The organism is Billgrantia antri, assembly GCF_019430905.1.
Classification (GTDB): Bacteria; Pseudomonadota; Gammaproteobacteria; order Pseudomonadales; family Halomonadaceae; genus Halomonas; species Halomonas antri.
Map to the genome: position 1 here is coordinate 423,121 of NZ_JAHYCA010000002.1, position 19,742 is coordinate 442,862.

The 19,742-nt window shown below is 66.1% G+C and carries 24 protein-coding genes; 22 read left to right on the forward strand and 2 right to left on the reverse strand.

Annotated elements, in window-relative coordinates:
• Window positions 1-126: 126 nt before the first annotated feature.
• Genes KPL81_RS06370 through KPL81_RS06395 form a run of 6 tightly spaced genes read left to right on the forward strand, consistent with a single transcriptional unit; the run spans window position 127 to window position 6,162 of the window.
• On the forward strand, window positions 127-1,365 hold the full coding sequence (locus tag KPL81_RS06370) for a SctD/MshK family protein (protein ID WP_219791133.1): 1,239 nt from the start codon (window positions 127-129) through the stop codon (window positions 1,363-1,365).
• 37 nt (window positions 1,366-1,402) lie between these two features.
• Complete coding sequence (locus KPL81_RS06375; protein WP_219791134.1) at window positions 1,403-1,801, forward strand: hypothetical protein; 399 nt, start codon at window positions 1,403-1,405, stop codon at window positions 1,799-1,801.
• Window positions 1,798-2,130 carry a tetratricopeptide repeat protein gene (locus tag KPL81_RS06380; protein ID WP_219791135.1) on the forward strand — a complete coding sequence of 111 codons (333 nt, stop codon included), beginning with the start codon at window positions 1,798-1,800 and terminating at the stop codon, window positions 2,128-2,130. Before KPL81_RS06375 ends, KPL81_RS06380 begins: the two co-directional genes overlap by 4 nt.
• Window positions 2,127-4,334 carry a type III secretion system export apparatus subunit SctV gene (gene sctV, locus KPL81_RS06385; protein WP_219791136.1) on the forward strand — a complete coding sequence of 736 codons (2,208 nt, stop codon included), beginning with the start codon at window positions 2,127-2,129 and terminating at the stop codon, window positions 4,332-4,334. Before KPL81_RS06380 ends, sctV begins: the two co-directional genes overlap by 4 nt.
• Before the next feature lie 44 nt (window positions 4,335-4,378).
• Window positions 4,379-5,716, forward strand: a complete 1,338-nt coding sequence (locus KPL81_RS06390; protein WP_219791137.1) for a type II and III secretion system protein family protein — start codon at window positions 4,379-4,381, stop codon at window positions 5,714-5,716.
• Between the two features lie 17 nt (window positions 5,717-5,733).
• Window positions 5,734-6,162 (forward strand): CpaD family pilus assembly protein, encoded by a 429-nt coding sequence (locus KPL81_RS06395; RefSeq protein ID WP_219791138.1) that lies wholly within the window; start codon window positions 5,734-5,736, stop codon window positions 6,160-6,162.
• A gap of 49 nt (window positions 6,163-6,211) precedes the next feature.
• Here the strand turns inward: KPL81_RS06395 and KPL81_RS06400 are convergent, their stop codons facing one another.
• Complete coding sequence (locus KPL81_RS06400) at window positions 6,212-6,979, reverse strand: tetratricopeptide repeat protein (RefSeq protein ID WP_219791139.1); 768 nt, start codon at window positions 6,977-6,979, stop codon at window positions 6,212-6,214.
• A gap of 34 nt (window positions 6,980-7,013) precedes the next feature.
• Here KPL81_RS06400 and KPL81_RS06405 point away from each other — a divergent pair, with 34 nt between their 5' ends.
• From KPL81_RS06405 to KPL81_RS06480, 16 genes are all read left to right on the forward strand, one after another.
• Window positions 7,014-7,772, forward strand: coding sequence for a hypothetical protein (locus KPL81_RS06405; RefSeq protein WP_219791140.1), 759 nt, complete (start codon window positions 7,014-7,016; stop codon window positions 7,770-7,772).
• Between the two features lie 53 nt (window positions 7,773-7,825).
• Window positions 7,826-8,005, forward strand: coding sequence for a hypothetical protein (locus KPL81_RS06410; protein ID WP_219791141.1), 180 nt, complete (start codon window positions 7,826-7,828; stop codon window positions 8,003-8,005).
• Between the two features lie 60 nt (window positions 8,006-8,065).
• Entirely contained in the window at window positions 8,066-8,491 is a 426-nt protein-coding gene (locus KPL81_RS06415) for a hypothetical protein (RefSeq protein WP_219791142.1), read from the forward strand.
• A gap of 5 nt (window positions 8,492-8,496) precedes the next feature.
• A complete protein-coding gene (sctJ, locus tag KPL81_RS06420; protein WP_240549081.1) occupies window positions 8,497-9,288 on the forward strand; it encodes a type III secretion system inner membrane ring lipoprotein SctJ in 792 nt (263 codons plus the stop codon).
• Window positions 9,285-9,980 (forward strand): hypothetical protein, encoded by a 696-nt coding sequence (locus KPL81_RS06425; RefSeq protein ID WP_219791144.1) that lies wholly within the window; start codon window positions 9,285-9,287, stop codon window positions 9,978-9,980. Before sctJ ends, KPL81_RS06425 begins: the two co-directional genes overlap by 4 nt.
• The gene (sctL, locus tag KPL81_RS06430) at window positions 9,952-10,548 is read left to right on the forward strand and encodes a type III secretion system stator protein SctL (protein ID WP_219791145.1); all 597 of its coding nucleotides are present in this window, start codon (window positions 9,952-9,954) and stop codon (window positions 10,546-10,548) included. Before KPL81_RS06425 ends, sctL begins: the two co-directional genes overlap by 29 nt.
• Window positions 10,545-11,882 carry a FliI/YscN family ATPase gene (locus tag KPL81_RS06435; protein WP_219791146.1) on the forward strand — a complete coding sequence of 446 codons (1,338 nt, stop codon included), beginning with the start codon at window positions 10,545-10,547 and terminating at the stop codon, window positions 11,880-11,882. Before sctL ends, KPL81_RS06435 begins: the two co-directional genes overlap by 4 nt.
• Complete coding sequence (locus tag KPL81_RS06440) at window positions 11,879-12,367, forward strand: hypothetical protein (RefSeq protein ID WP_219791147.1); 489 nt, start codon at window positions 11,879-11,881, stop codon at window positions 12,365-12,367. The genes KPL81_RS06435 and KPL81_RS06440 overlap by 4 nt, the downstream gene beginning before the upstream one ends.
• A complete protein-coding gene (gene sctQ / locus KPL81_RS06445; protein WP_219791148.1) occupies window positions 12,355-13,506 on the forward strand; it encodes a type III secretion system cytoplasmic ring protein SctQ in 1,152 nt (383 codons plus the stop codon). The genes KPL81_RS06440 and sctQ overlap by 13 nt, the downstream gene beginning before the upstream one ends.
• Complete coding sequence (gene sctR, locus KPL81_RS06450; protein ID WP_219791149.1) at window positions 13,499-14,155, forward strand: type III secretion system export apparatus subunit SctR; 657 nt, start codon at window positions 13,499-13,501, stop codon at window positions 14,153-14,155. Before sctQ ends, sctR begins: the two co-directional genes overlap by 8 nt.
• A gap of 5 nt (window positions 14,156-14,160) precedes the next feature.
• Window positions 14,161-14,430, forward strand: coding sequence for an EscS/YscS/HrcS family type III secretion system export apparatus protein (locus KPL81_RS06455; protein WP_167111613.1), 270 nt, complete (start codon window positions 14,161-14,163; stop codon window positions 14,428-14,430).
• 6 nt (window positions 14,431-14,436) lie between these two features.
• The gene (gene sctT, locus KPL81_RS06460; RefSeq protein ID WP_219791150.1) at window positions 14,437-15,282 is read left to right on the forward strand and encodes a type III secretion system export apparatus subunit SctT; all 846 of its coding nucleotides are present in this window, start codon (window positions 14,437-14,439) and stop codon (window positions 15,280-15,282) included.
• The gene (locus tag KPL81_RS06465) at window positions 15,279-16,328 is read left to right on the forward strand and encodes an EscU/YscU/HrcU family type III secretion system export apparatus switch protein (protein WP_219791151.1); all 1,050 of its coding nucleotides are present in this window, start codon (window positions 15,279-15,281) and stop codon (window positions 16,326-16,328) included. Before sctT ends, KPL81_RS06465 begins: the two co-directional genes overlap by 4 nt.
• Window positions 16,329-16,415: 87 nt before the next feature.
• Window positions 16,416-16,775, forward strand: a complete 360-nt coding sequence (locus KPL81_RS06470; RefSeq protein WP_219791152.1) for a YciI family protein — start codon at window positions 16,416-16,418, stop codon at window positions 16,773-16,775.
• Window positions 16,776-16,784: 9 nt separating this feature from the next.
• Window positions 16,785-18,032 (forward strand): RNA polymerase sigma factor, encoded by a 1,248-nt coding sequence (locus KPL81_RS06475; RefSeq protein WP_338035596.1) that lies wholly within the window; start codon window positions 16,785-16,787, stop codon window positions 18,030-18,032.
• A gap of 37 nt (window positions 18,033-18,069) precedes the next feature.
• A complete protein-coding gene (locus tag KPL81_RS06480; protein ID WP_219791153.1) occupies window positions 18,070-18,432 on the forward strand; it encodes a DUF1428 domain-containing protein in 363 nt (120 codons plus the stop codon).
• Here the strand turns inward: KPL81_RS06480 and KPL81_RS06485 are convergent, their stop codons facing one another.
• Window positions 18,433-19,710, reverse strand: a complete 1,278-nt coding sequence (locus tag KPL81_RS06485) for an MgtC/SapB family protein (protein WP_219791154.1) — start codon at window positions 19,708-19,710, stop codon at window positions 18,433-18,435.
• Between the last annotated feature and the right edge of the window lie 32 nt (window positions 19,711-19,742).

The window sequence follows — 19,742 nt, forward strand, 5'->3', positions numbered from 1 at the left end:
CCACGGCGGACGCTGGCGGGCACCAGCGTCCGTTCAGGCTTTCATTATCCAGGCTGCGTATCTTGGCTGCCGTCATGTTCGAGATGGGGGCTCGGGCTTGATGGTATTTCATGACAGGTGGCATCCATGGCTTCCGTGACTTCGTTCTTGATGCCGACGACCGAGATGTTCTCCACGCTGGAAGTGAGGAGCGGTCTTCATGCGGGAGTGTCCGTTCCGCTCGAACAGCCGGTCTGTCGTATCGGTTCCGCGGCCAGTTGCGATGTGTTGCTGAGCGATGCCGGCGTTGTCGCTGAACATGTCGTTCTGCGTTTTCACGCTCGAATGGTGGCCATCGAGGCGGTCGGAGGTTCTGTCGAGGCCAACGGTAAGCCGCTGGCGCAAGGTACCGGTTGGCGTACGCCTTTGCCGGTCACCCTTGCCATTGGCGAAGTGAAACTCACGCTTACCCGCCCTGAGCTGATGCTTCCGCCAGCCCTGCAGAACGCCCGGCGAGGTATGGGCACACTTCAGCGCCGTGTGCAGGCAAGCGTGCCCGTAGCAAGGGCGACCCTGAGGCACCGATTGGCGCCTTTGCGAGCCGCCCTGCAGCGCTTCGCTTTACCCCTCGCATTGGCACTTCGGGGCAAGCTGGTGCAGTGGTGGTCTCGCATCGGAGGAGTCCTGGCGCCGGTGAGTCGACGCCTCGGTATCCGGTTCGCACCATTGGTAAGCCTCGTCTCCCATCAATGGCGTCGGGCGCCGATTCCGGCGCACTGGCGCCACCGTCTGGTCCAGGCGCGCCAGGGGCCGGCACATGTGCTGGCCAGTCGCAGCACCGCGGTGACGGCACTCTGCACGACCCTGGCGATCGTTGGCATCTACCAGCTCGTTGGCGTCGGCACGGCGGGGGCCAGTATCTCTGCCAGCGCGCTCCATTCAACAGGCATGTTGCATCCACAGGCCGCCGAGGCGGCCCGCTCGCTGATGGCCGTCGATACGCCACCCGGCGAGGCATTGGCCCGGCGGCTCGCTGAGGCCGGGCTGGAGGGGCTTCAGGTTCGCGATGCCGGCAATCACCTGGTCGTTGACGGTGAGTTCCCCCCTGAACGCTATGACGAGTGGCGCGACGTGCAGCTCTGGTTCGATCGGCACTATGGCGGTAGCCAGTTGCTGATCAGCGAAGCTCGCCCGCAGCTGTCGACCGATTCGCCAGCCCTGCAGTTCCAGGCGGTGTGGTTCGGTGAGAATCCCTATGTCGTTGGCCCTGGGGGTGAACGCCTCTACCCCGGTGCCGCCCTCCAGGAGGGCTGGGTACTGGCCGAGATCGCCGATAACCGCGTCACGGTACGCCGTGGCAATGATGAGTTCTCCCTGACGCTGTAGCGAAACGCTGCCGGCCCTTTGCCATGGAGGCGACGCCATGAGAGTCACCGCCGATCGTATTCAGGACGATCAACGTCTCCGCACCAGCGCAGGGACAGTGCCCCATGCTGGCGAGGCCGGCGGCAGCAAGCCCGTCGATCCGGAGCGACAAGCCGACTTCGCCAGGGCGGTGGAGGGCAGCCAGGCGCGTCGCCAGGAGGGCGGCACGCTGCGTGAGCAAATCGAGCGCATGGCGCAGCCCGCAGCCGGCGATCCTTCGCTTTACGCCAATGAGCGCAGCATTGGGCTGCTGCAGCACGTGGTCGATGCGGTCTTGCCCGAGATGGACACGCAAGCCGAGGTCGTCGAGATGGCAGCGCAACTGCTCAACGAAGAGATCGCGCAGCGCCTGGAGTGGGCGGAACGACGTGCCGAGGCCGAGGAGCTCGAGCGGTGAGAGATGGTGACCAGGGAGCGGCGGAGTTGATGCACATGATGGGGCATCTTTACCTCAAGAGCGGCGAAGCGAAGCGTGGTCTGGTGCTGTTGCTGATCGCGGCGCATATCGCCCCCGATCATGCCGGCATCCTGCACACGCTGGCCCGGGCCTTCATCGCGGTGGGCGACACGCCGAGGGCGCTCGACGCGATAGCGCGCTTGGAGCGCCTACAGGGAGCCTCGCCCGGGCTGATATTGCTGCAGAGCCGGGCGCTATGGGTAGCTGGGCAGAAGGATGAGGCCCGGCGCCGTTTCCGCGACTTCCTTCAGCAGCGGAGGGAGGCATGAGCGCGGCCCTGGCGAAGTTCAATCTCGTCGCCCAGCGGGCTGCCCAGCGCAGCGACGTGGTCATTGCGCTTTTCATCATACTGGCGGTGGTCATGATGATCATCCCGCTGCCGACGGCGCTGGTGGATGCACTGATCGGCATCAACATAGGCTTCAGCCTGCTGATTCTGGTCGTGGCGTTCTACATCTCGCACCCGGTCGAGTACTCCTCGCTGCCGCCGATCATCCTGCTGGCCACGCTGTTCCGCCTGGCGCTGTCGATTACCACCACGCGCCTGATCCTGCTCGAGGGCGATGCCGGGCAGATCGTGTCGGCCTTCGGCAATTTCGTCATCGCCGGCGAAGTGGTAATCGGCCTGGTGGTGTTTCTGATCATCACCGTGGCCCAGTTCCTCGTAATTACCAAGGGGGCTGAACGGGTCGCGGAAGTGGCCGCCCGCTTCATTCTCGATGCCATGCCGGGCAAGCAGATGAGCATCGACAACGACTTGCGCAACGGCGACATCGAGCAGGCAGAGGCGCGCAGCAGGCGTCAGCGCCTGGAACAGGAGAGCCAGCTCTACGGGGCGATGGACGGCGCGATGAAGTTCGTCAAGGGCGATGCCATCGCCGGATTGGTGATCCTTTGCGTCAACCTGATCGGTGGCCTGTCGATCGGCATGGTCAAGCGGGGCATGCCGTTCGGCGAGGCGGTGAATACCTATTCGCTGCTGACGGTCGGCGACGGGCTCGTGGCCCAGATCCCGGCGCTGCTGATCGCCGTCGGCGCCGGCACCGTAGTGACACGGGTCAGCTCGAACTCCGGCCACAGCGGTGACCTGGGCAGCGAGATCGTCGGCCAGCTCGGCAGGAGTTCCCGGGCGCTGGGGCTGACCGCCGTCATCCTGCTCTTCGCTGCCTTCATCCCGGGGTTCGCTCCCGGCGTTTTTCTCACCCTGGCGGCCGGTCTGGGCTTCGCGGCCTACGTGATACGTCGCCGGGAGCGCAGGTTGGCGACGCAGGTCGATACCGGAGGGGAGATTTCGTCCCCAGCACCCATGGCGGCAAGCGCCGCTCCCTCTCCCACTAGGGAAGCGGCAACGCCGGCTGACCAGGAGCCCGCGCCTAACGCCGGCACAGTGCCGGAGTCGGGTGAATCACATCGTGTGGTGCTGTGCCTGTCGGCTTCGCTGGCCGAAGCACTCTCTCTTGATGCCCTGCGCTGGGAACTCGACGAGGCGTGCCGCCGGGCCGGAGCGAGCCTGGGGATCGAGATGCCGGGCGTCGGCCTGCATGTCGATGCGTCGCTGGAAGCCGACCATTTCGCCATCGAGCTAGATGAAGTCCCGATCAGGCAGGGAGAGCTTCCCGCCGAAAAGGTACTGCTCGACGACGATCCCGTGCATCTGGAAATGTTGGAGGTCGAGGCCGTCGAGCATCTATCGCCGCTGGGGCGGCACTCGGGGCACTGGGTGGCCGTGCAGGAGGTCGAGCGCCTTGATGAGGCCGGGATCGGTTATCGCCGGGCCGATCAGGTGCTGTGCCTGTGTCTGGAACGCACCCTGGCACGTTATGCCGGAGAGTTCGTTGGCATTCAGGAGACCCGGACGCTGTTGTCGCGCATGGAGCAGGACTATGCAGAGCTGGTGGGCGAGGCGGTGCGCGTGGTCTCGCTGCAGAAGATTTCGGACATCCTGCGCCGCCTGGTGGACGAGGGCATTCCGCTGCGCGCACTGCGCACCATCCTCGAGGCAGTGGTGACCTGGGGCCCCCAGGAAGCCAACGTGCCGCGCCTGACCGAGCGCATTCGGGCCGCCCTGTCGCGCCAGATCTGTCATCGCTTCGCCCGGGCCGATCGGGTGCTGCCGGCCTGGGTGGTGACCCGACAGCTCGAAGAGGCCATCCGCGCCACGCAGCGCAGTACCGATGGCGTCGCCAGAAGCGGCAGCGTGCCGGCAGCGCTGTCGCGCGCCCTGAACCGCTGGTTCCAGCAGCGCCTGGAGATGCTGGACAGCGACGTGTCGCCGGTAGTGGTGGTTTCCGCCGATGTGCGTCCGGTGCTGCAGCAGTGGGCCAGGCGACACGAGCTGGACCTGCCGGTGATCGCCTGGTCCGAGGTGGCGCCGGAGTTCAGTCTCCAGTCGCTGGCCCAGGTCAGGTTGCCGCAATCGCACTCCCGGGGCGATGGCGAAGCTGCCAGCGCGCCCAAGGGTGAAGCGGAATGAGCAGTTCGAACGACAACCCCTCCCATCAAGGAGCAGTGACTGCGATGGCAGCCAGACCCTCGTTATTTCCTCCTTCCCACGGCTCGGTACTCCTTCGCTGCCTGGCCACGCTGTTGTCCTGGCTCGTGCTGATGGCTTCCGCGCACGCCCAGAATGCCGACGGTAGCGGGGAACAGGGGCTTACGCTGGAAACCGGGCAGGGGCGCATCCTGCGCTTCGGCGAGCCGGCCGAGTCGGTTTTCGTGGCCGACCCCGAGATCGCCGACGTACAGGTCGTCTCTCCCGGGGTGATCTACCTCTATGCCAAGGCTCAAGGCGATACCAACCTGATCGTGCTGGGCGCGGACGAGCGTACCCAGGCGTCGATGCGCCTGCAGGTGCGTGACGGCGCCCAGGCGGTCAATCAAGCATTGCAGGAGGCGGGAGGTGGGGCGCCGATCGTGCTGCGCATGGCCGGTAACCAATTGGTGGCGGAGGGCGAAAGCACGGATGTCGGCAGCGCCATGGCCATCCAGTCGACGCTCGAGAGCCACACGCCGGAACAGGGGCAAGCTTTGGATGCCACCACCTACCAGGGCAGCACCCAGATCAACCTGCGCGTGCGCTTCGCCGAAGTATCGCGCGAAGAGTTGCTGCAGTACGGCGTCAGTTGGAGTGCATTGATAAATAACGGCTCTCTGTCGCTGGGTGTGCTGCCAGGCTCTCAGGCCGGCATGACCTTCGGCACTCTGGGTGGCGGTAGCGACAGCATCGATGGGTTGCTGCAGGCGCTGCAGGAGAACGGTCTGCTGCAGATCCTGGCCGAGCCCAACATCACGGCAGTGACTGGGGAGACCGCCAGTTTCCTGGCCGGTGGCGAGATTCCGATCCCGGTGCCGGTCAATCGCGACCTGGTCGGCATCGAGTACAAGCAGTTCGGCGTCTCGCTGTTGTTCACGCCGGTGCTGCTGCCCAACGACCGCATCTCGCTGCAGGTACGTCCCGAGGTGAGCAGCCTGACCGGCAGCAGCGTGGAAATCGGGGGCATCAGCGTGCCGGGGCTACAGGTACGGCGCGCCGATACCCTGGTGGAGGTGGGCAGCGGCCAGACCTTCGCCATCGCCGGCCTGTTCCAGCGTGACACCTTCAATAACATCGAGCGTGTTCCGGTGCTGGGTGATGTCCCGATCCTCGGCAACCTGTTCCGTTCGCGGCGCTTCCAGCGCAACGAGACCGAGCTGGTGATCCTGATCACGCCCTATATCGTCGAACCCGTCTCGTCGCCGTCGCCGGTGCGACAGCCAATGGATCATGCCCGGGTCGTCGGGGACGAGGGGATGCTCGACACGAGCAGCGCCTACCGGGTCGCGAGTGACGACCCCTTCGGCTTCCATCTGCAATGAACAAGGAGAATGAGGGCATGCGCTATCACGCAAGCTGGCGATCCTGGCGACTTCTCCCCCTGACTCTGCTGCTGAGTGGCTGCGTTTCGTCGATGGGGCCGAGCTCCTGGGAGAGCGGCTATCGCCAGGTGGACGAGCCCGCAGGGAACGATGCCGAGGCGCTGCGACGTGCCATTGCGCCCAACAGCTGTCGGGTATCACCCGGGCAGGCCGGCATCGTCCCCCTGCCACCTGGCTGTGCCAACGATCTCAATCTGCAGGCCATGGTCGAGCGCCCCAGCGATCTGCTCTACGGCCGCGAGATGGGGCCCGCACGGGGCGCCCCGGTAGCGGCAGCGGCCCGTGAACGCCTGGAAGACCGCGAGCGCGCCAACAGCCGGCGCATTCAGCTCGAATCGGAAGCGCGCGGTTCCGCCAGCCGCAGCGTCACCACGGGGGACTTGTGAGCATGCACCTGCAGCCACTGCTCCCCCGGGGCACCTGGCCCCAAGTGCTTTATCGCGCCATGGCCAGGCCCATGGCGCGAGCCCGGGTGGCAGGGTCGGCGATCTCGCCGATGCGTGAAGCCTGTTCGATCAGCGATTGGCGCTGGCTGGGGGTCATCTCCGGGAGGCTGACGCTGTGGGCCTGTTCCAGTTCCTGGGCCAGCACCAATATCAGGATCATGTTGCGGAAGTGGCGCTCCTCGGCCAGCGGTGAATCGCTGACACGACGCATCAGCTCGATGGCCTCATCGTCCTCTCCGGTCAGCGAATGTGCCAGGGCCAGGTTGGTGAGGGCATCGGGGCTGTGCGGCGAGAGTGCCGCCGCCTGGGAGAAGGCGTGCTGCGCCGACTCTCCCTGGCCCATCAGGGCATGGGCGACACCCAGGCGGCTCCAGGCAGCCAGAGTGTCTACTTCCGGCGCTGCCTTCTGCAGGTTGCGTATCGCACTCTCGACCTCGCCGAGGCGAAGTTGGGCCGTGCCCAGCCCCAGCAGGGCATCGGTGTTCTCGATATCGAGGGTAAGAGCGGTACGGAAGGAAGCCTTGGCGGCCTCCGCGTTGCCGGCATCGAGCCGGGCATTGCCGAGCCGCACATGGATCTGTGGATCGTCGGCAGATAGCTCCGCCGCCCTCTCATACATGGCGGCGGCCGTGGCGTGGTCGCCGCGCTGGCCGATGTCGTCCGCCAGGCTGAGCAGGCGAGCTTCCTCCCCGCCTTGGCCGCTGCCGGTGGTCGAGCAGGCACCGAGTGTTAGGCAGGAAAGCAGGAGAGCGGCCATTCGTAGGTCATTACGCATCACCGATGAAACCTCCTTGTATGTGGAAGCACGCCCCGAGATTGCTTGGCGTGGAAAACGCCTTTCAAGGAGCTTTCCGCTGCGGGTATTCCAGGGAAGCCTGTCACCTCGTCAGGCAAAGACGCTTCGATACTACTGCACCTTTATCCTTCTTGGTATAGGAAAGGTTCTTTCGATCTCGGTGCGAAACAGTTATGCAATATTCGCTCTTCTTGGCGTGGGCTTGACCACCGTTGCAGGGAATTGCATTGCCGAAGAGCAGGCAAACGGATGGCCAATGGAAGAGTGGAAGGAGCGCGAGTATCGCTACGTCATCATCGATCAGGACGTGCGCGACGTGCTCCGGGAGATGGGACATAACCTGTCGCTTCCGGTAGAGATTTCGCGTGAAGTCGAAGGGCGGGTGCGAGGTGATATACGTGCCAGTACTGCTGAAGAATTCCTCGCAAGGGTCAGCGCAGCCAACGGCCTGGCCTGGTTCTTCGATGGCGGTGTACTGCATGTCGCCACGCGGGGAGAGATGTCTCAGCGCCGCTTCGAGCTCGATGGAATCGACTCGCAGCAACTGATGGAAAACATCGAAGCATCCCGCATCGGTACGCCGTTGCGTGTGCGGCTGGTGGATGGCGGCTCGACGCTCCAGGCTTGGGGGCCGCCGGCATGGATCGACAGCGTGGCCAGGCACGTCGAGCGTCTACGTCAACCGACCCCGCGCGGTCCATCCGCTGTCAGGGTGTTTCGCGGCGGAACGACCGAGACCGCCGTCAGCGAGTGACGGCGAGACGAAGATAGTAGGCGAAACGTAGAGAAGAAAAGGAGGAAGCGATCATGGCGACTGAAGCCGTAGGTGCACCCGGTGGCAACGACCTCTCCAGCACGGACCAGCAGGCGTTCGATGCTGCCATCGAGAACGCCCAGGCTCAGGCCATCGTCGGCCAGGCTGTGGGATCCCTGGCGATGATGCACCTGATGGATTATGCCGGCGACATGCTCAAGGACGAAGGCTGATCGGCACGAATGTGGCAGGAATTGTCTGCCGTTCAGGCACACGTTATGAGGTGATTCGTAATGATGTCCGCAATGACGACAGGTGCGACGCCCGCCCCTATGGCGGAGGGCATGGCGAACTCTGGAGCGCTTGCCGAGCAGAATCTGTTCGAACACATGGCACGCGCATCCGGCTCGACTCTGCAGGCCGTGACCCCGGCCGAGCTGGGCGAGAAAATCCTCAATGGGTTTGAGGGCACCCTTGAGCGGATGCAGGTGTTCTCATCCGGCCAGGGCGGTGAGGGGAGTGACGCCTCACGGGTCTTGTCGAGCGCCGAAAGCGGCGAGAGCGCTGGTGGCGCCAATACCGAGGCGCTTGGAGACGCCGAGTTCGAACGCATGATCGAAGCGTTCGGCTCGATGTTCGACCATGCGGTCGAGTCGAGGTTAATGGCGTCCTGCGCCGCCCAGACGTCGGGCGCCTGCTCGACGCTGCTGCGGGGATGAGCGGCTTGCCATTTATTCAACGACGCAGGGGCTGGCTCAGAGCGCTGTCGATTCTCGTCGTGGCGCTGATGCTGCAGGCGTGTGACACCGAGTTGTATACCGACCTCAGCGAGCGCGAGGCCAACGTCATGGTGGCGGCGCTGGCCAGGCACGGTATTGCCGCCAAGCGGGTCGCCGCCGATGGCGGGCGCATGACTGTCTCCGTCGACGAGGATCGCTTTGCCGAGGCGGTGGAAATACTCGATCGCCTGGGGCTTCCCCAGGAGCGCTTCTCCAATCTGGGCGAGGTCTTCCAGGGCAACAGCCTGGTCTCGTCGCCGGTGCAGGAGCGTGCGCAGATGCTCTATGCGCTCAGCGAAGAGCTGTCGCATACGGTGTCGCAGATCGATGGCGTTCTCACGGCTCGGGTACATGTCGTGCTACCCGAGAACGACCTGGTGCGCCAGGACAGCACGCCCTCGTCGGCTTCGGTGTTCATTCGCCACGCGCCCGAACTCGAGGTGGGCCCACTGATCCCGCGGATCAAGACGCTGGTGGCGAACGGCATTGCCGGGCTCTCCTACGACAACGTATCGGTGGTGCCGGTGGCGGCGGTCAGGCTGGAGCCCCGGGTGCAAATACTGCCACCACTGACGAGCACCTTTCTCGGCATCGCCATGCCGGCGAGCAGCGTCAGGCGGGTCAGCTGGCTGTTCGGTATTTTCGCAGTCGCCCTGCTGGGCCTGGCCGGGGTGGTGGGGTGGATGACCTGGCAGCGGCGCCGGCGCACGTCCTACGACCTGGAGCCGCCTACATGAGCGCAGCGGATACCATCAGCGAGCGGGGGCCGTCGGCCCCATGGCGTTCCTTCGTCGAGGCGCCGGCGCGCGGCGTTGCATTCTCCTGGCTGCAGGACTGCCTGGGGGAGATCGCCGATGACGCCACCCTGGAAGCGCTGGCGCACCATCCCCGCTTCCAGCGCCGCCTGGCACAGCGGCTGGTCGACCGCCATGGCCTGACACCGCCCGAGGCGCTGCCCGTACCCACCGAACAGGACGCCCGGCTGCTGGCGTTGCCGGCGTGGGCTGGCACCACCCTGAACCTGTATTGCGGCGTGATCTGCCATGCCACCGCCTTCGTACGTGAGATTCGCGCGCCACGCGTGGTGGCGCTCAAGCAGCGCTTTGGCGACGCCGCCTTCGCCACCGCGCTGGCCAACCGCGAGCTGGCGGTGGCGGCAGCGAGCGGTGACGACATCGAAGCGTTGGCGCGGGTGGTCGAGCGCGACGGGGAGGCCTGCGTCTTGGCCTGGCTGTCGCAGCAGCCTCCCGAACTCGCCGCCTGGCTGAGGCTGGGGGTGGCCAGCGGCTTGCCGCGGGAGGAGGCGCTGGATGACGCCTCCCCCGAGGTTTGCCGGCAGGGGCCGCGCATCGTGCGCTGTGCCGCTGCCATCGTCGATGCAGAAATCAGGGAGTCAGAGCATGCATCAACTGCCGACACGCCCGGGTAAGGTCATCCTGCGCGGCGACGAGGCCCAGGCCTGGATCGATGGTTATGCCTTTCTCGAGCGCGCCCGGGAGCACGCCAGGGAGGTGGAATCCAGAACCCGGCATACCGCCGCCAGCGCCTACGCCGACGGCTTCGAGGAGGGACGCCGGGAAGGCGAAGCTCAGGCGGCCGAACTGCTGGCGCAAGCCACCCAACGGGTGGAGCGCTACCTGGCGGGGCTCGACCAGGCACTGGCCGAACTCTCCCTGGGCATGGTGCGCCGTATCCTGGGCGAGTTCGACGATACCGAGCTGGTGAGCCGCTGTGCGCGCCAGGCCCTGCGCGAATTGCGCCACGACATGCGGGTCAGCGTACGCGTGGCGCCGGAGCGGGTGGCAGCCGTCGAAGCGCTGCTGGCCCAATGGCCGTCGATAGCCGAAGGCCCTGCCTATCGCGTCGAGGGCGATACGCAGCTGGGGCCGGGCCAATGCCTGTTGGTCAGCCCGGTGGCGATCATCGATGTCGGGCTTGATGCCCAGTTGACCGCCCTGCGTCGAGCGCTGACGAGTGGCCAGGAGCCGCAGCTATGACGCCCCCCGAGATCGACCTCGAGGCGCTGCTGCCGCGGCTGGGCGCGCGGCTGGAAGATGCCCAACTGCGCCCGGTGCACGGTCGGGTACGGCGCATTCGCGGCCTGCTGGTGCATGCCAGCGTCGACGGCACCGGCATCGGTGAGCTGTGCTACCTGCGCGACCCGTTAAGCGGGCGTCACGTCGCCGCCGAGGTGATCGGCTTCGAGGAGGAGCACGCCATTCTCTCGCCCATCGGCGACCTCCAGGGCATGTCCACCCGGGCCGAGGTGATCGCTACCGGGGGGCCGCAGGGCGTGCCGGTGGGGGAGGCGCTACTGGGGCGGGTGATCAGCCCACTGGGCACCTTCATCGATGCCGCACCGGAGCGCGAAATTGATACCCTGCGCATCTGCCCCGTGCATGCCGAGCCCCCAACCCCCCTGGCGCGACAGCTGATCCAGCATCCGCTGGCGCTGGGCATTCGCGCCATCGACGGCCTGTTGACCGTGGCACGTGGCCAGCGCGTCGGCATCTTCGGCGAGCCTGGGGTGGGCAAGTCGTCGCTGCTCTCCGCCATCGTGCGCGGCAGCGAGGCGGAGGTCATCGTGCTGGGGTTGGTCGGCGAACGTGGCCGCGAAGTGCGCGAGCTGCTGGACGTGCAGCTCGATGCAAGGGCCCGCCAGCGCACGGTCTGCGTGGTGGCCACGTCCGATCGCCCGGCCATCGAACGGGCGCGGGCCGCGATGGTCGCCACCACCGTGGCGGAACACTTCCGCGACCAGGGGCGCGACGTCCTGCTGCTGGTCGACAGCATCACCCGTTTTGCCCGGGCCCAGCGCGAGATCGGCCTGGCCGCCGGCGAGCCGCCAACCCGACGCGGCTACCCGCCTTCGCTCTTCGCCGCCTTGCCACGCCTGCTGGAGCGGGCGGGACCGGGGGCCCACGGAAGCATCACCGCGCTCTATACCGTGCTCACCGAGGGCGACGGCAGCCTCGATCCGGTCGCCGAGGAGACACGGGCCATTCTCGACGGCCATATCGTACTCAGCGCCGACCTGGCCAAGCGCGACCACTTTCCGGCCATCGACGTCCTCGCCAGCCGCAGCCGCCTGATGGATGCCGTCATCTCGAACGAGCAGCGCCGCAACGCCGGTCGAATTCGCGATCTGCTGGCACGACATCGCGACGTCGAGCTGCTGCTTCAGGTCGGTGAGTACCGTGAGGGCAACGATCCCCTTACCGACGAGGCGGTTGCCAGGCATGCCGCCATCGAAGCCTTCCTTCGCCAGAGCGAGAAGGAACACAACAACTTCGAGGAAACCTTGAAACGCATGGATGAACTGCTGTCATGACCGATCGATTCCGTCTCGAGCAACTCATGGCGCTGCGTGAACGGCGCGAACGTCTGGCCGAGGCCGCCCTAGTGGCGCAGCAGCGGCGCTGCCGGGACGAGGCGCACCGCATCGATGAGCTCGACCTCACCCTGGCGCGCGAGCAGAGCGACTTCGACCGGCTAGAGCAGGCGTGGTTCGAGGCGGCGGAGGGGACGACGCTGTCGCCCGCGGAGCTGGAGCAGGCGCGCCAGGCCATCGAGGATCATCAGTGCCGCCAGGCCGAGCTGGCCGATGCGTGTGCGCTGGCAAAAAGGGAGCGGTGCCGGCTGCTCGAGGAGTGTGCCCGGCAGGCCGAGGTCTGGAGGCAGCGTTCTCATGCCCGAGAGGCGCTGGGGAGGCTGGTCGAACGTCGCCGCGGCGACGTTCGCATCGTGCAGGAGGGGCGCCTCGAGGCGGACCTCGAGGACACCTTTCCGCGCGGAGGCTCGGAATGGCGGAGCTAGACCTAATGCCGGAGGCGGGGCGGCAGGGCTCGGTGGCAGGGGGCAAGGTCGTGGCCGCGCGTCTGCCCCGGTACGCGCCGGAGCAGGTGGCCATGCTCAACGCTCTGCATTGCCCGCGCCCGGCACTTGCGCTCTCCCTGGGCGGGCGGGCGCTGCGGTTGCGCATCGTCCCGGAAACCGAGCCACCCTCCTTGCCCGTGGCACTGGGGCTATCGATAGGCGGCGCCTCGGCGCTGCTGCAGCTCTGCCATGACAGCCTGGCGCTGTTGTCGGATCGCCTGGCGCTGCGCGCTGGGCTGGCGACGTGCGAGCCCGACCTCATGGCGCTGTGGCTGGAGTACGCCCTGCTGGAGTGGCTCGAGCCCCTGGAAGCACGACTGGGCGTTGCCGTGCACCTAGATGCGGCGCTCCCCGCGGCCGAGGAGCTCGCGGCCATGCGCTTGACCCTGTCCCTGATGGCCGACGGGGACGCCGGCCATCTGCGCTTGTCGTTGGGCACCGCCGCCATGCGGGCCGTCGCACCGCTGCTGGGGGCTCTGCCTGCCGTCGACCCCAGGCCCTGCTCGACGCTGCCCATTTCCGTGCAGTGGGTCGCCGGCCATCAACGGCTGCGACTGGACGAGCTGTGCGGCCTGATGCCGGGCGACGTGGTGCTGCTTGAACGACCGGCCGAGGCGCTGGCGATCGCCGGACGCCCCATGGCCAAGGTGGTGGAACAGGACGATGGCCTGAAACTGCTCACGCCACTTACCGCCGGGCATGGCGACGACCTCGATGTGCCCCGGCCGGCGCGGGCCGGCAACGATATCCCCAGCAGCCATCTCCTCGAGAACCATCCCCTCAGTAACGACAGGAGCCGTGACGCCATGGCAGAAGACTCTCGTAGCCCAAAATCGCCGCCCACGGATGCGGCGGCCCTGGATGGCCTGCCGATGCGCCTGGTGTGCGAGCTCGGCCGTCTGGAGCTCACCCTCGGCGAACTGCGCGAACTGGGGCCGGGCAGCGTGCTGCCGCTGTCCCGGCCGACGGAGGACGCCGTTGACCTGGTCGTCAATGGGCGACCCATGGGGCGAGGGCGGCTGGTGGAGATCGGCGACAGCCTGGGCGTGCAGATCGTAAGGCTTACGGGCGATGAGTGAGTTCGAGCCCAACCTGATAGGCATGATCATCGTCATGGCCGGCCTGGGGCTGCTGCCCCTGGCGGTGGTGACCATGACCTCGTTCCTCAAGATCGCCGTGGTGCTGTTCCTGATTCGCAACGCCCTGGGGATCCAGCAGACGCCGCCCAACCTGGTGCTCTACGGCATCGCCCTGGTGCTGACGGTCTACATCACCACGCCGCTGGTCGGCGAGATCACCTACCGGCTCGAGAACCACGGCGGTTCACTGGAGAGCGTCGAGGACATCCGCGAGACCGGCACGCTGCTTCGCGGGCCGCTGCAGGAGTACCTATCGCTCTACGCCAACGAGCGTGAGCGCGTCTTCTTCATCGATGCCACGCAGAACATCTGGTCGGAGCAGGCGCGCGAGAATCTGCAGGATGACGACCTGGTGGTGCTGATCCCGGCCTTCGTCACCTCCGAGCTCGTGCGGGCCTTCGAGATCGGCTTTCTGATCTACATCCCGTTCCTGGTCATAGACCTGGTGGTGGCCAATGTACTGATGGCGATGGGCATGGTGATGGTCGCGCCGCCGCTGATCTCGGTGCCGCTGAAGATCTTCCTGTTCGTTGCCGTTGACGGCTGGTCGCGCCTGATGCACGGCCTGATCCTCAGCTACGGAGGCTAGCCACCGTGTCCGGCGAGATCTTCCTCACGCTGATGAACAATGCCCTGTGGACCGTGCTGCTGCTGTCGGCCCCTGCGCTGCTGGCGGCGATCGTGATCGGCTTCGGCATCGGCCTGCTCCAGGCGCTGACGCAAATCCAGGACCAATCGCTGCCCCAGGCGGTCAAGGTCATCGTGATCATGCTGGTGCTGATCGTGGGCGGGCCGCTGCTGGTAGGGCAGCTCGTCAACCTGACCGATCAGGTGCTGGACAACTTTGCCGCCTGGTCGCGCTGAGGTCCCATGGCATTCGAGGAATTCTTTCCCTTCCTTACCGAGATGGTATATCCCATACTCGTGGCCGCTTCCGTCGGCATGACTCGGGCGCTGGGGGTGATCCTGATCACACCGGCCTTCAATCGGCTCGGCCTGACCGGGATGATCCGCTCCGCCGTCGCCGTGACCATCGCCTTGCCGGCAATACCGTTCATCTTCTCCGCACTACCCTTGCTGGGGCCGCTGTCGGCCTTCGGTCTTGCCGCCCTGCTGATCAAGGAGCTGATGATTGGCGCCGTCATCGGCGTGGTGTTCGGCATACCGTTCTGGGCGGCGGAGGTGGCGGGAGAAGTGGTCGACCTGCAGCGTGCCTCGACCATGGGGCAACTGCTCGATCCGATGGGCAGCACCGAGTCGGGCGTCACCAGCACGCTGTTGGTGGTGACCCTGGTGGCGCTGTTCTTCGTCTCGGGTGGCTTCATGATCATGCTCGAGGGGTTCTATGCGAGCTACGCGCTGTGGCCGGTGGAGCGCTTCGTGCCGGTGCTGGAGTCCCGCACTGCCCTGACAATGCTGGATATGCTGGACCAGGTGATGCGGGTGGGGGTGATGATGGTCGCGCCGCTGGTGATCGCCCTGCTGGTCGCTGACCTGATGCTTGCCTATCTGGCACGCATGGCGCCCAGCCTGAACGTGTTCTCGCTGTCGCTGGCGATCAAGAACCTGCTCTTCACCTTTCTGATGCTGCTCTACATCGTCTTTCTGATACCACTGCTGATGGAGGAACTCGGCACGCTGGGCGACGGCTATCGGCGCCTCGAGATGCTGCTTGGCAGTATCGCCTGGCCGCCGGGGGAGCAGGGGCACGCATGAGCGAGAAACCCAGCGAAGAGAGATCGCTGCCGCCCTCCGAAAAGAAGCTGCGCGACGCGCGCAAGAAAGGGCAGGTCAGCAAGAGTTCGGACATGGTCACCGCCATGGTGATGCTGGGCTGCACGCTCTACCTCGTCATGGCCGTCGGCGGAATCGAACGCCGGGTGCGTCACCTCATCAGCACCACCACACGCCTCTATCACGAGCCGTTCGACACCCTGTGGCCACGCCTGCTGGCGCTGGGGGCGGAAATCGTGGTGCGCTCGGCACTGCCGATCATCATCATCTCTGTCGTGGCCGCCGTACTGACCAACATCCTGATCATGCGCGGCCCGGTATTCTCGGTGGACCCGGTCAAGCCGAGATTCGAGCGCATCAACCCCGCCGAGGGCTTCAAGCGAATCTTCTCGGCCCGCGGCGTGATCGAATTCATCAAGTCGCTGATCAAGATGGTCGCGCTGGGCACGGCGTTCGTGATCGTCTTTCGATTGGGGCTGCAAACCCTGATGGGCTCGCCGCGCTGCGGCTTCGATTGCCTTGACGGTATCTTCATGGCAATGCTCGAGCCTCTTATCGTTACCGCCCTGGTCGCGTTTCTCGTAGTCGGGACGATCGACGTGCTGATGCAGCGCTGGCTGTTCCGGCGCGACCAGCGCATGACCCGAACCGAGCACAAGCGCGAACGCAAGGACTTGGAGGGAGACCCCGAGATCCGCCGGGCCCGTCAACGCGAGCGGCGCGACATGTACGCCCACACCGCAAGAACCGGCGTGGAGCACGCCTCGTTCATGCTGGGCGCCGCCGGCGACTGGCTGGTGGGGCTACGCTACGTCAAGGGCGAGACTCCCGTACCGGTGGTGGTGTGCAAGGCCTCTCCCGAGCAGTCCGCCGCGCTGTTCGAAGCGGCCGTCGCGCGAGGGGTTGCCGTGGCCAACCGGCCAGAGCTGGCGGCCCGAATCGCCAAGCGGGTGGATAACGGAGGGCCGATTCATCAGGATACGTTCCAGGCAGTCGCCGACGAGTTGGTGGCGGCTGGGTTGATCTAAAAGGAAATGTCGATTCAGAGGGAGGTCGTACGACTCATGAATGACGGCGGATGCGCTAGTCTTATGAACCACCCAGGAGAGACCAACATGCAATACATGCTGATGTGCTGTATCGACGAGGCGCTGTGGAACGGCCTGCCGGATGCCGAGCGAGATGCGGTCATGAATGACTACAATTCTCTGATCCAGGACATGGTCACCAGTGGCCACTATCGGGGCGGGGCGCGGCTGCAATCGGTGGCGTCCGCCACCACGCTTCGCGAGCAGAATGGCAAGACGGTGATGCTCGACGGCCCCTTCGCCGAGAGTCGCGAGCAACTGGGCGGCTTCCACGTAGTGGAGTGTCGCGACCTGGATGAGGCCCTGGGGCTGGCCCGGCGCATCCCGCCGCTGCGGGTCGGCGGCTCGGTCGAGGTGCGGCCGGTGGACCCTGCCTATCGACTCTGAGGGATTTGCGTGACCCTGGACGAACTCTATCGCCATGAATATGGCCGCGTGCTGGCCAGCCTGATTCGCCGCTTCGGCCATTTCGAGCTGGCCGAGGATGCCGTGCAGGCGGCCTTCGAGGCGGCAATGTTGCAGTGGCCGACGCAGGGCTGGCCGCCGAACCCGACCTCGTGGCTGATCGCTACCGCGCGTCACAAGGTAGTCGACCAGCTGCGCCACCAGCAGATGCGCGAGCGCAAGGGCGACGAGCTGCGCCAGCACCTGGAGCTGCTGCATGACAATGACCTCGAGGCTGAGCCTCTCGACAGCCTGCGCCTGATCTTTGCCTGCTGCCATCCGGCCCTGGCCCGGCCGGCTCAGGTGGCGCTGACGCTGCATACCTTGGGCGGGCTGCGCACCGAGGAGATCGCCCGTGCCTTCATGGTGCCGGTGCCGACGCTGGCCCAGCGCCTGGTACGGGCCAAGGCCAAGATTCGCGATGCCGGCATTCCCTTCGAGGTGCCCGACGACGCTGCCCTGGGCGAGCGCCTGGAAGCGGTGTTGGCGGTGATCTACCTGATCTTCAACGAGGGTTACGCGGCCAGCTTCGGCGACGACTGGGTGCGCGGCGACCTTTGCGCCGAGGCGATTCGTCTGGGGCGCATGCTGGTACGACTGTTGCCGGCCGAGCGCGAGGCACGCGGCCTGCTGGCGCTGATGCTGCTGCACCATGCCCGGCGTGACACGCGTACCGACGAAGCCGGCGATATCGTGCTGCTGGAGGAGCAGGATCGTACGCGGTGGCATGCCGAGGAGATCGAGGAGGGCAGTGCCCACGTCGAGATCGCGCTGCGTGGCGGTATGCCCGGCGGCTACGCGGTGCAGGCCGGCATCGCCGCGCTGCATGCCCGGGCGCCGGCGCCGGACGCAACCGACTGGCGGCGCATCGCCGCGCTCTACAGCCTGCTCCATGCCATCCAGCCCACGCCGGTGGTGGCGCTCAACCGGGCCGTGGCGGTGGCCATGGCCGATGGCTTGGAAGTGGGGCTCGAGCTGCTTGAGCACGTGCATCTTCCTGGCTACCACCTGCTGCCGGCGACGCGTGCCGACCTGCTGCGCCGATTGGGGCGCCACGCTGACGCAGCCGAACATTACCGACAGGCGCTCGAGCTGGTGACGCACGGCGCCGAGCGACGTTTCCTCGAGCGTCGTCTGGAGGAAGTGACGGCATGGCGGCACGCTGTCGATTTTGCCGCTGCCGATTCGAAGGGAGCATGAGCCGTTCGGCTCAGCCACCCTCACAGGAGACAAGACCATGAGCTATGTCGATGGATTCGTGCTGCCGGTGCCTGAAGGCAATCTCGATGCTTACCTGGAGATGGCCCGGCAGGCCGGCGAGGTCTGGCGCGATCACGGCGCGCTGGAGTACGTCGAATGCGTTGCCGATGACGTCAAGCCGGGGGAGCACACCTCCTTCCCCCAGAGCGTCAAGCTGGAGCCGGGGGAGACGGTGATCTTTGCCTGGATTCGCTACGCTTCGCGTGAGGAACGCGATCGCATCAACGCCAAGGTAATGGAGGATCCGCGCCTGGCGGCCATGATGGATCCGGCCAACCATCCGTTCGACGGCAAGCGCATGTTCTGGGGCGGCTTCCGTGAGGCGCTCAGACTGCCCTGATCACATCAGCCAGGCCACGCTCGGCCCGGCCACCGCCGAGGCTGCCACGGGGCCTGTGATGCTTCGGGTCAGGCGTGGGTTACCCGCGCTTGCGGTCAGTACGACCTTGAACAGGTTGTTTACCGCGGCGGCCAGTACAATGCCCTGCACGGCAACGGTGACTTCGATGGAACTCATCGCCATGCGGCTCAGCGACAGCGCGATAGCATGCACGTCGGCAATCCCCGAGACGCCTGCCAGCAGGTAGAGGCCGGCATTGCCGAGCCAATCCCGTAGCCATTCGCCCAGCACCATGACCAGCGCCAGCAGGGCGCCGAGCAGCAGGGCGGCACGCAGCTCCAGTGGGTTCTGGGTCATCGGCCGGTCGGCCTTGAGATGGCGGCGATGCCGGTGCCATAGCCACAGTGCCGGCAGGTAGAGGGTGGCGCCCATGGCAATCACCGGTGCCAGCAGCTGAGGCAACAAGGCAGGGCCGACGAGCGCGGCATAGAGCAGCAGGCGCGGCAGCATGGTGCCGCAGGCCAGCAGGATGCCGGCGGCAAGCATCGGGGCGAACTGGGGCTCACGCCGTGACTGACGGGCATACTGCAGGGTCAGGGCGGTGGAGGAACTCAGCCCGGCGAACAGTCCGGTGAAAATGATGCCCTTCTCGGTGCCGCCAAGGCGGACGGCGAAGTAGCCGACGAACGAGATCGAGGCGATCAATACCACCAGCCACCAGATCTCCCGGGGATTGAGCACGCCGCCGGGGCCCATTTCCTCGTTGGGCAGCAGTGGCAGCATTACCACGCTGATCAACAGCAGCTTGAGACCGGCGTCGAGTTCGTTGGCCTGCAATTTGTTGAGCAGGCCGTGGATTTCGCGCTTGTTGTCGAGAATCAGCGCCGTGACCACTGCGCAGGTCGTGGCCAGGGCCATGCCTACCGCCACCGCCAGGGCGCCGAAGCAGAAAGTCAGCAGCAGCCCGACCAGCCCGGTAATGCTGTAATCACGGCTCTGTTCCATGCGCGCCCGATAGCCGACCAGGGCGATGATTGCCACGGCCAAGAAGATCAGCGGGAACGCCCACGGTGTGAGCGTTTCCGACAGCAGGGCCGCCACGCCACCGAACAGTCCCACCAGGGCATGGGTGCGCACCCCGGCCACGCGTTCGCCCCACTCCCGCTCGCGGGCCACCCAGCCACGTTCGATGCCGATCAGCGCTCCTAGCAGCAGCGCCACGGCAAGCTCGACGAACAGGGCATTGTTGGCCAGGAAGTCGCTGGCGACGTCGTCCATTGCCTGTCCTTCCATGGAAACGAGACTTAAGA

Bases quoted from the DNA above. Each gene is read 5' to 3' on its own strand.
- KPL81_RS06485 (WP_219791154.1), bottom strand. From the start codon at position 19,710: ATGGACGACGTCGCCAGCGACTTCCTGGCCAACAATGCCCTGTTCGTC.
- KPL81_RS06480 (WP_219791153.1), top strand. From the start codon at position 18,070: ATGAGCTATGTCGATGGATTCGTGCTGCCGGTGCCTGAAGGCAATCTC.
- sctL (WP_219791145.1), top strand. From the start codon at position 9,952: ATGCATCAACTGCCGACACGCCCGGGTAAGGTCATCCTGCGCGGCGAC.
- KPL81_RS06465 (WP_219791151.1), top strand. From the start codon at position 15,279: ATGAGCGAGAAACCCAGCGAAGAGAGATCGCTGCCGCCCTCCGAAAAG.
- KPL81_RS06410 (WP_219791141.1), top strand. From the start codon at position 7,826: ATGGCGACTGAAGCCGTAGGTGCACCCGGTGGCAACGACCTCTCCAGC.
- KPL81_RS06375 (WP_219791134.1), top strand. From the start codon at position 1,403: ATGAGAGTCACCGCCGATCGTATTCAGGACGATCAACGTCTCCGCACC.
- sctQ (WP_219791148.1), top strand. From the start codon at position 12,355: ATGGCGGAGCTAGACCTAATGCCGGAGGCGGGGCGGCAGGGCTCGGTG.
- KPL81_RS06395 (WP_219791138.1), top strand. From the start codon at position 5,734: ATGCGCTATCACGCAAGCTGGCGATCCTGGCGACTTCTCCCCCTGACT.
- KPL81_RS06470 (WP_219791152.1), top strand. From the start codon at position 16,416: ATGCAATACATGCTGATGTGCTGTATCGACGAGGCGCTGTGGAACGGC.
- sctR (WP_219791149.1), top strand. From the start codon at position 13,499: ATGAGTGAGTTCGAGCCCAACCTGATAGGCATGATCATCGTCATGGCC.
- KPL81_RS06390 (WP_219791137.1), top strand. From the start codon at position 4,379: ATGGCAGCCAGACCCTCGTTATTTCCTCCTTCCCACGGCTCGGTACTC.
- KPL81_RS06435 (WP_219791146.1), top strand. From the start codon at position 10,545: ATGACGCCCCCCGAGATCGACCTCGAGGCGCTGCTGCCGCGGCTGGGC.
- KPL81_RS06415 (WP_219791142.1), top strand. From the start codon at position 8,066: ATGATGTCCGCAATGACGACAGGTGCGACGCCCGCCCCTATGGCGGAG.
- sctT (WP_219791150.1), top strand. From the start codon at position 14,437: ATGGCATTCGAGGAATTCTTTCCCTTCCTTACCGAGATGGTATATCCC.
- KPL81_RS06370 (WP_219791133.1), top strand. From the start codon at position 127: ATGGCTTCCGTGACTTCGTTCTTGATGCCGACGACCGAGATGTTCTCC.
- KPL81_RS06440 (WP_219791147.1), top strand. From the start codon at position 11,879: ATGACCGATCGATTCCGTCTCGAGCAACTCATGGCGCTGCGTGAACGG.
- sctV (WP_219791136.1), top strand. From the start codon at position 2,127: ATGAGCGCGGCCCTGGCGAAGTTCAATCTCGTCGCCCAGCGGGCTGCC.
- KPL81_RS06425 (WP_219791144.1), top strand. From the start codon at position 9,285: ATGAGCGCAGCGGATACCATCAGCGAGCGGGGGCCGTCGGCCCCATGG.
- KPL81_RS06400 (WP_219791139.1), bottom strand. From the start codon at position 6,979: ATGGCCGCTCTCCTGCTTTCCTGCCTAACACTCGGTGCCTGCTCGACC.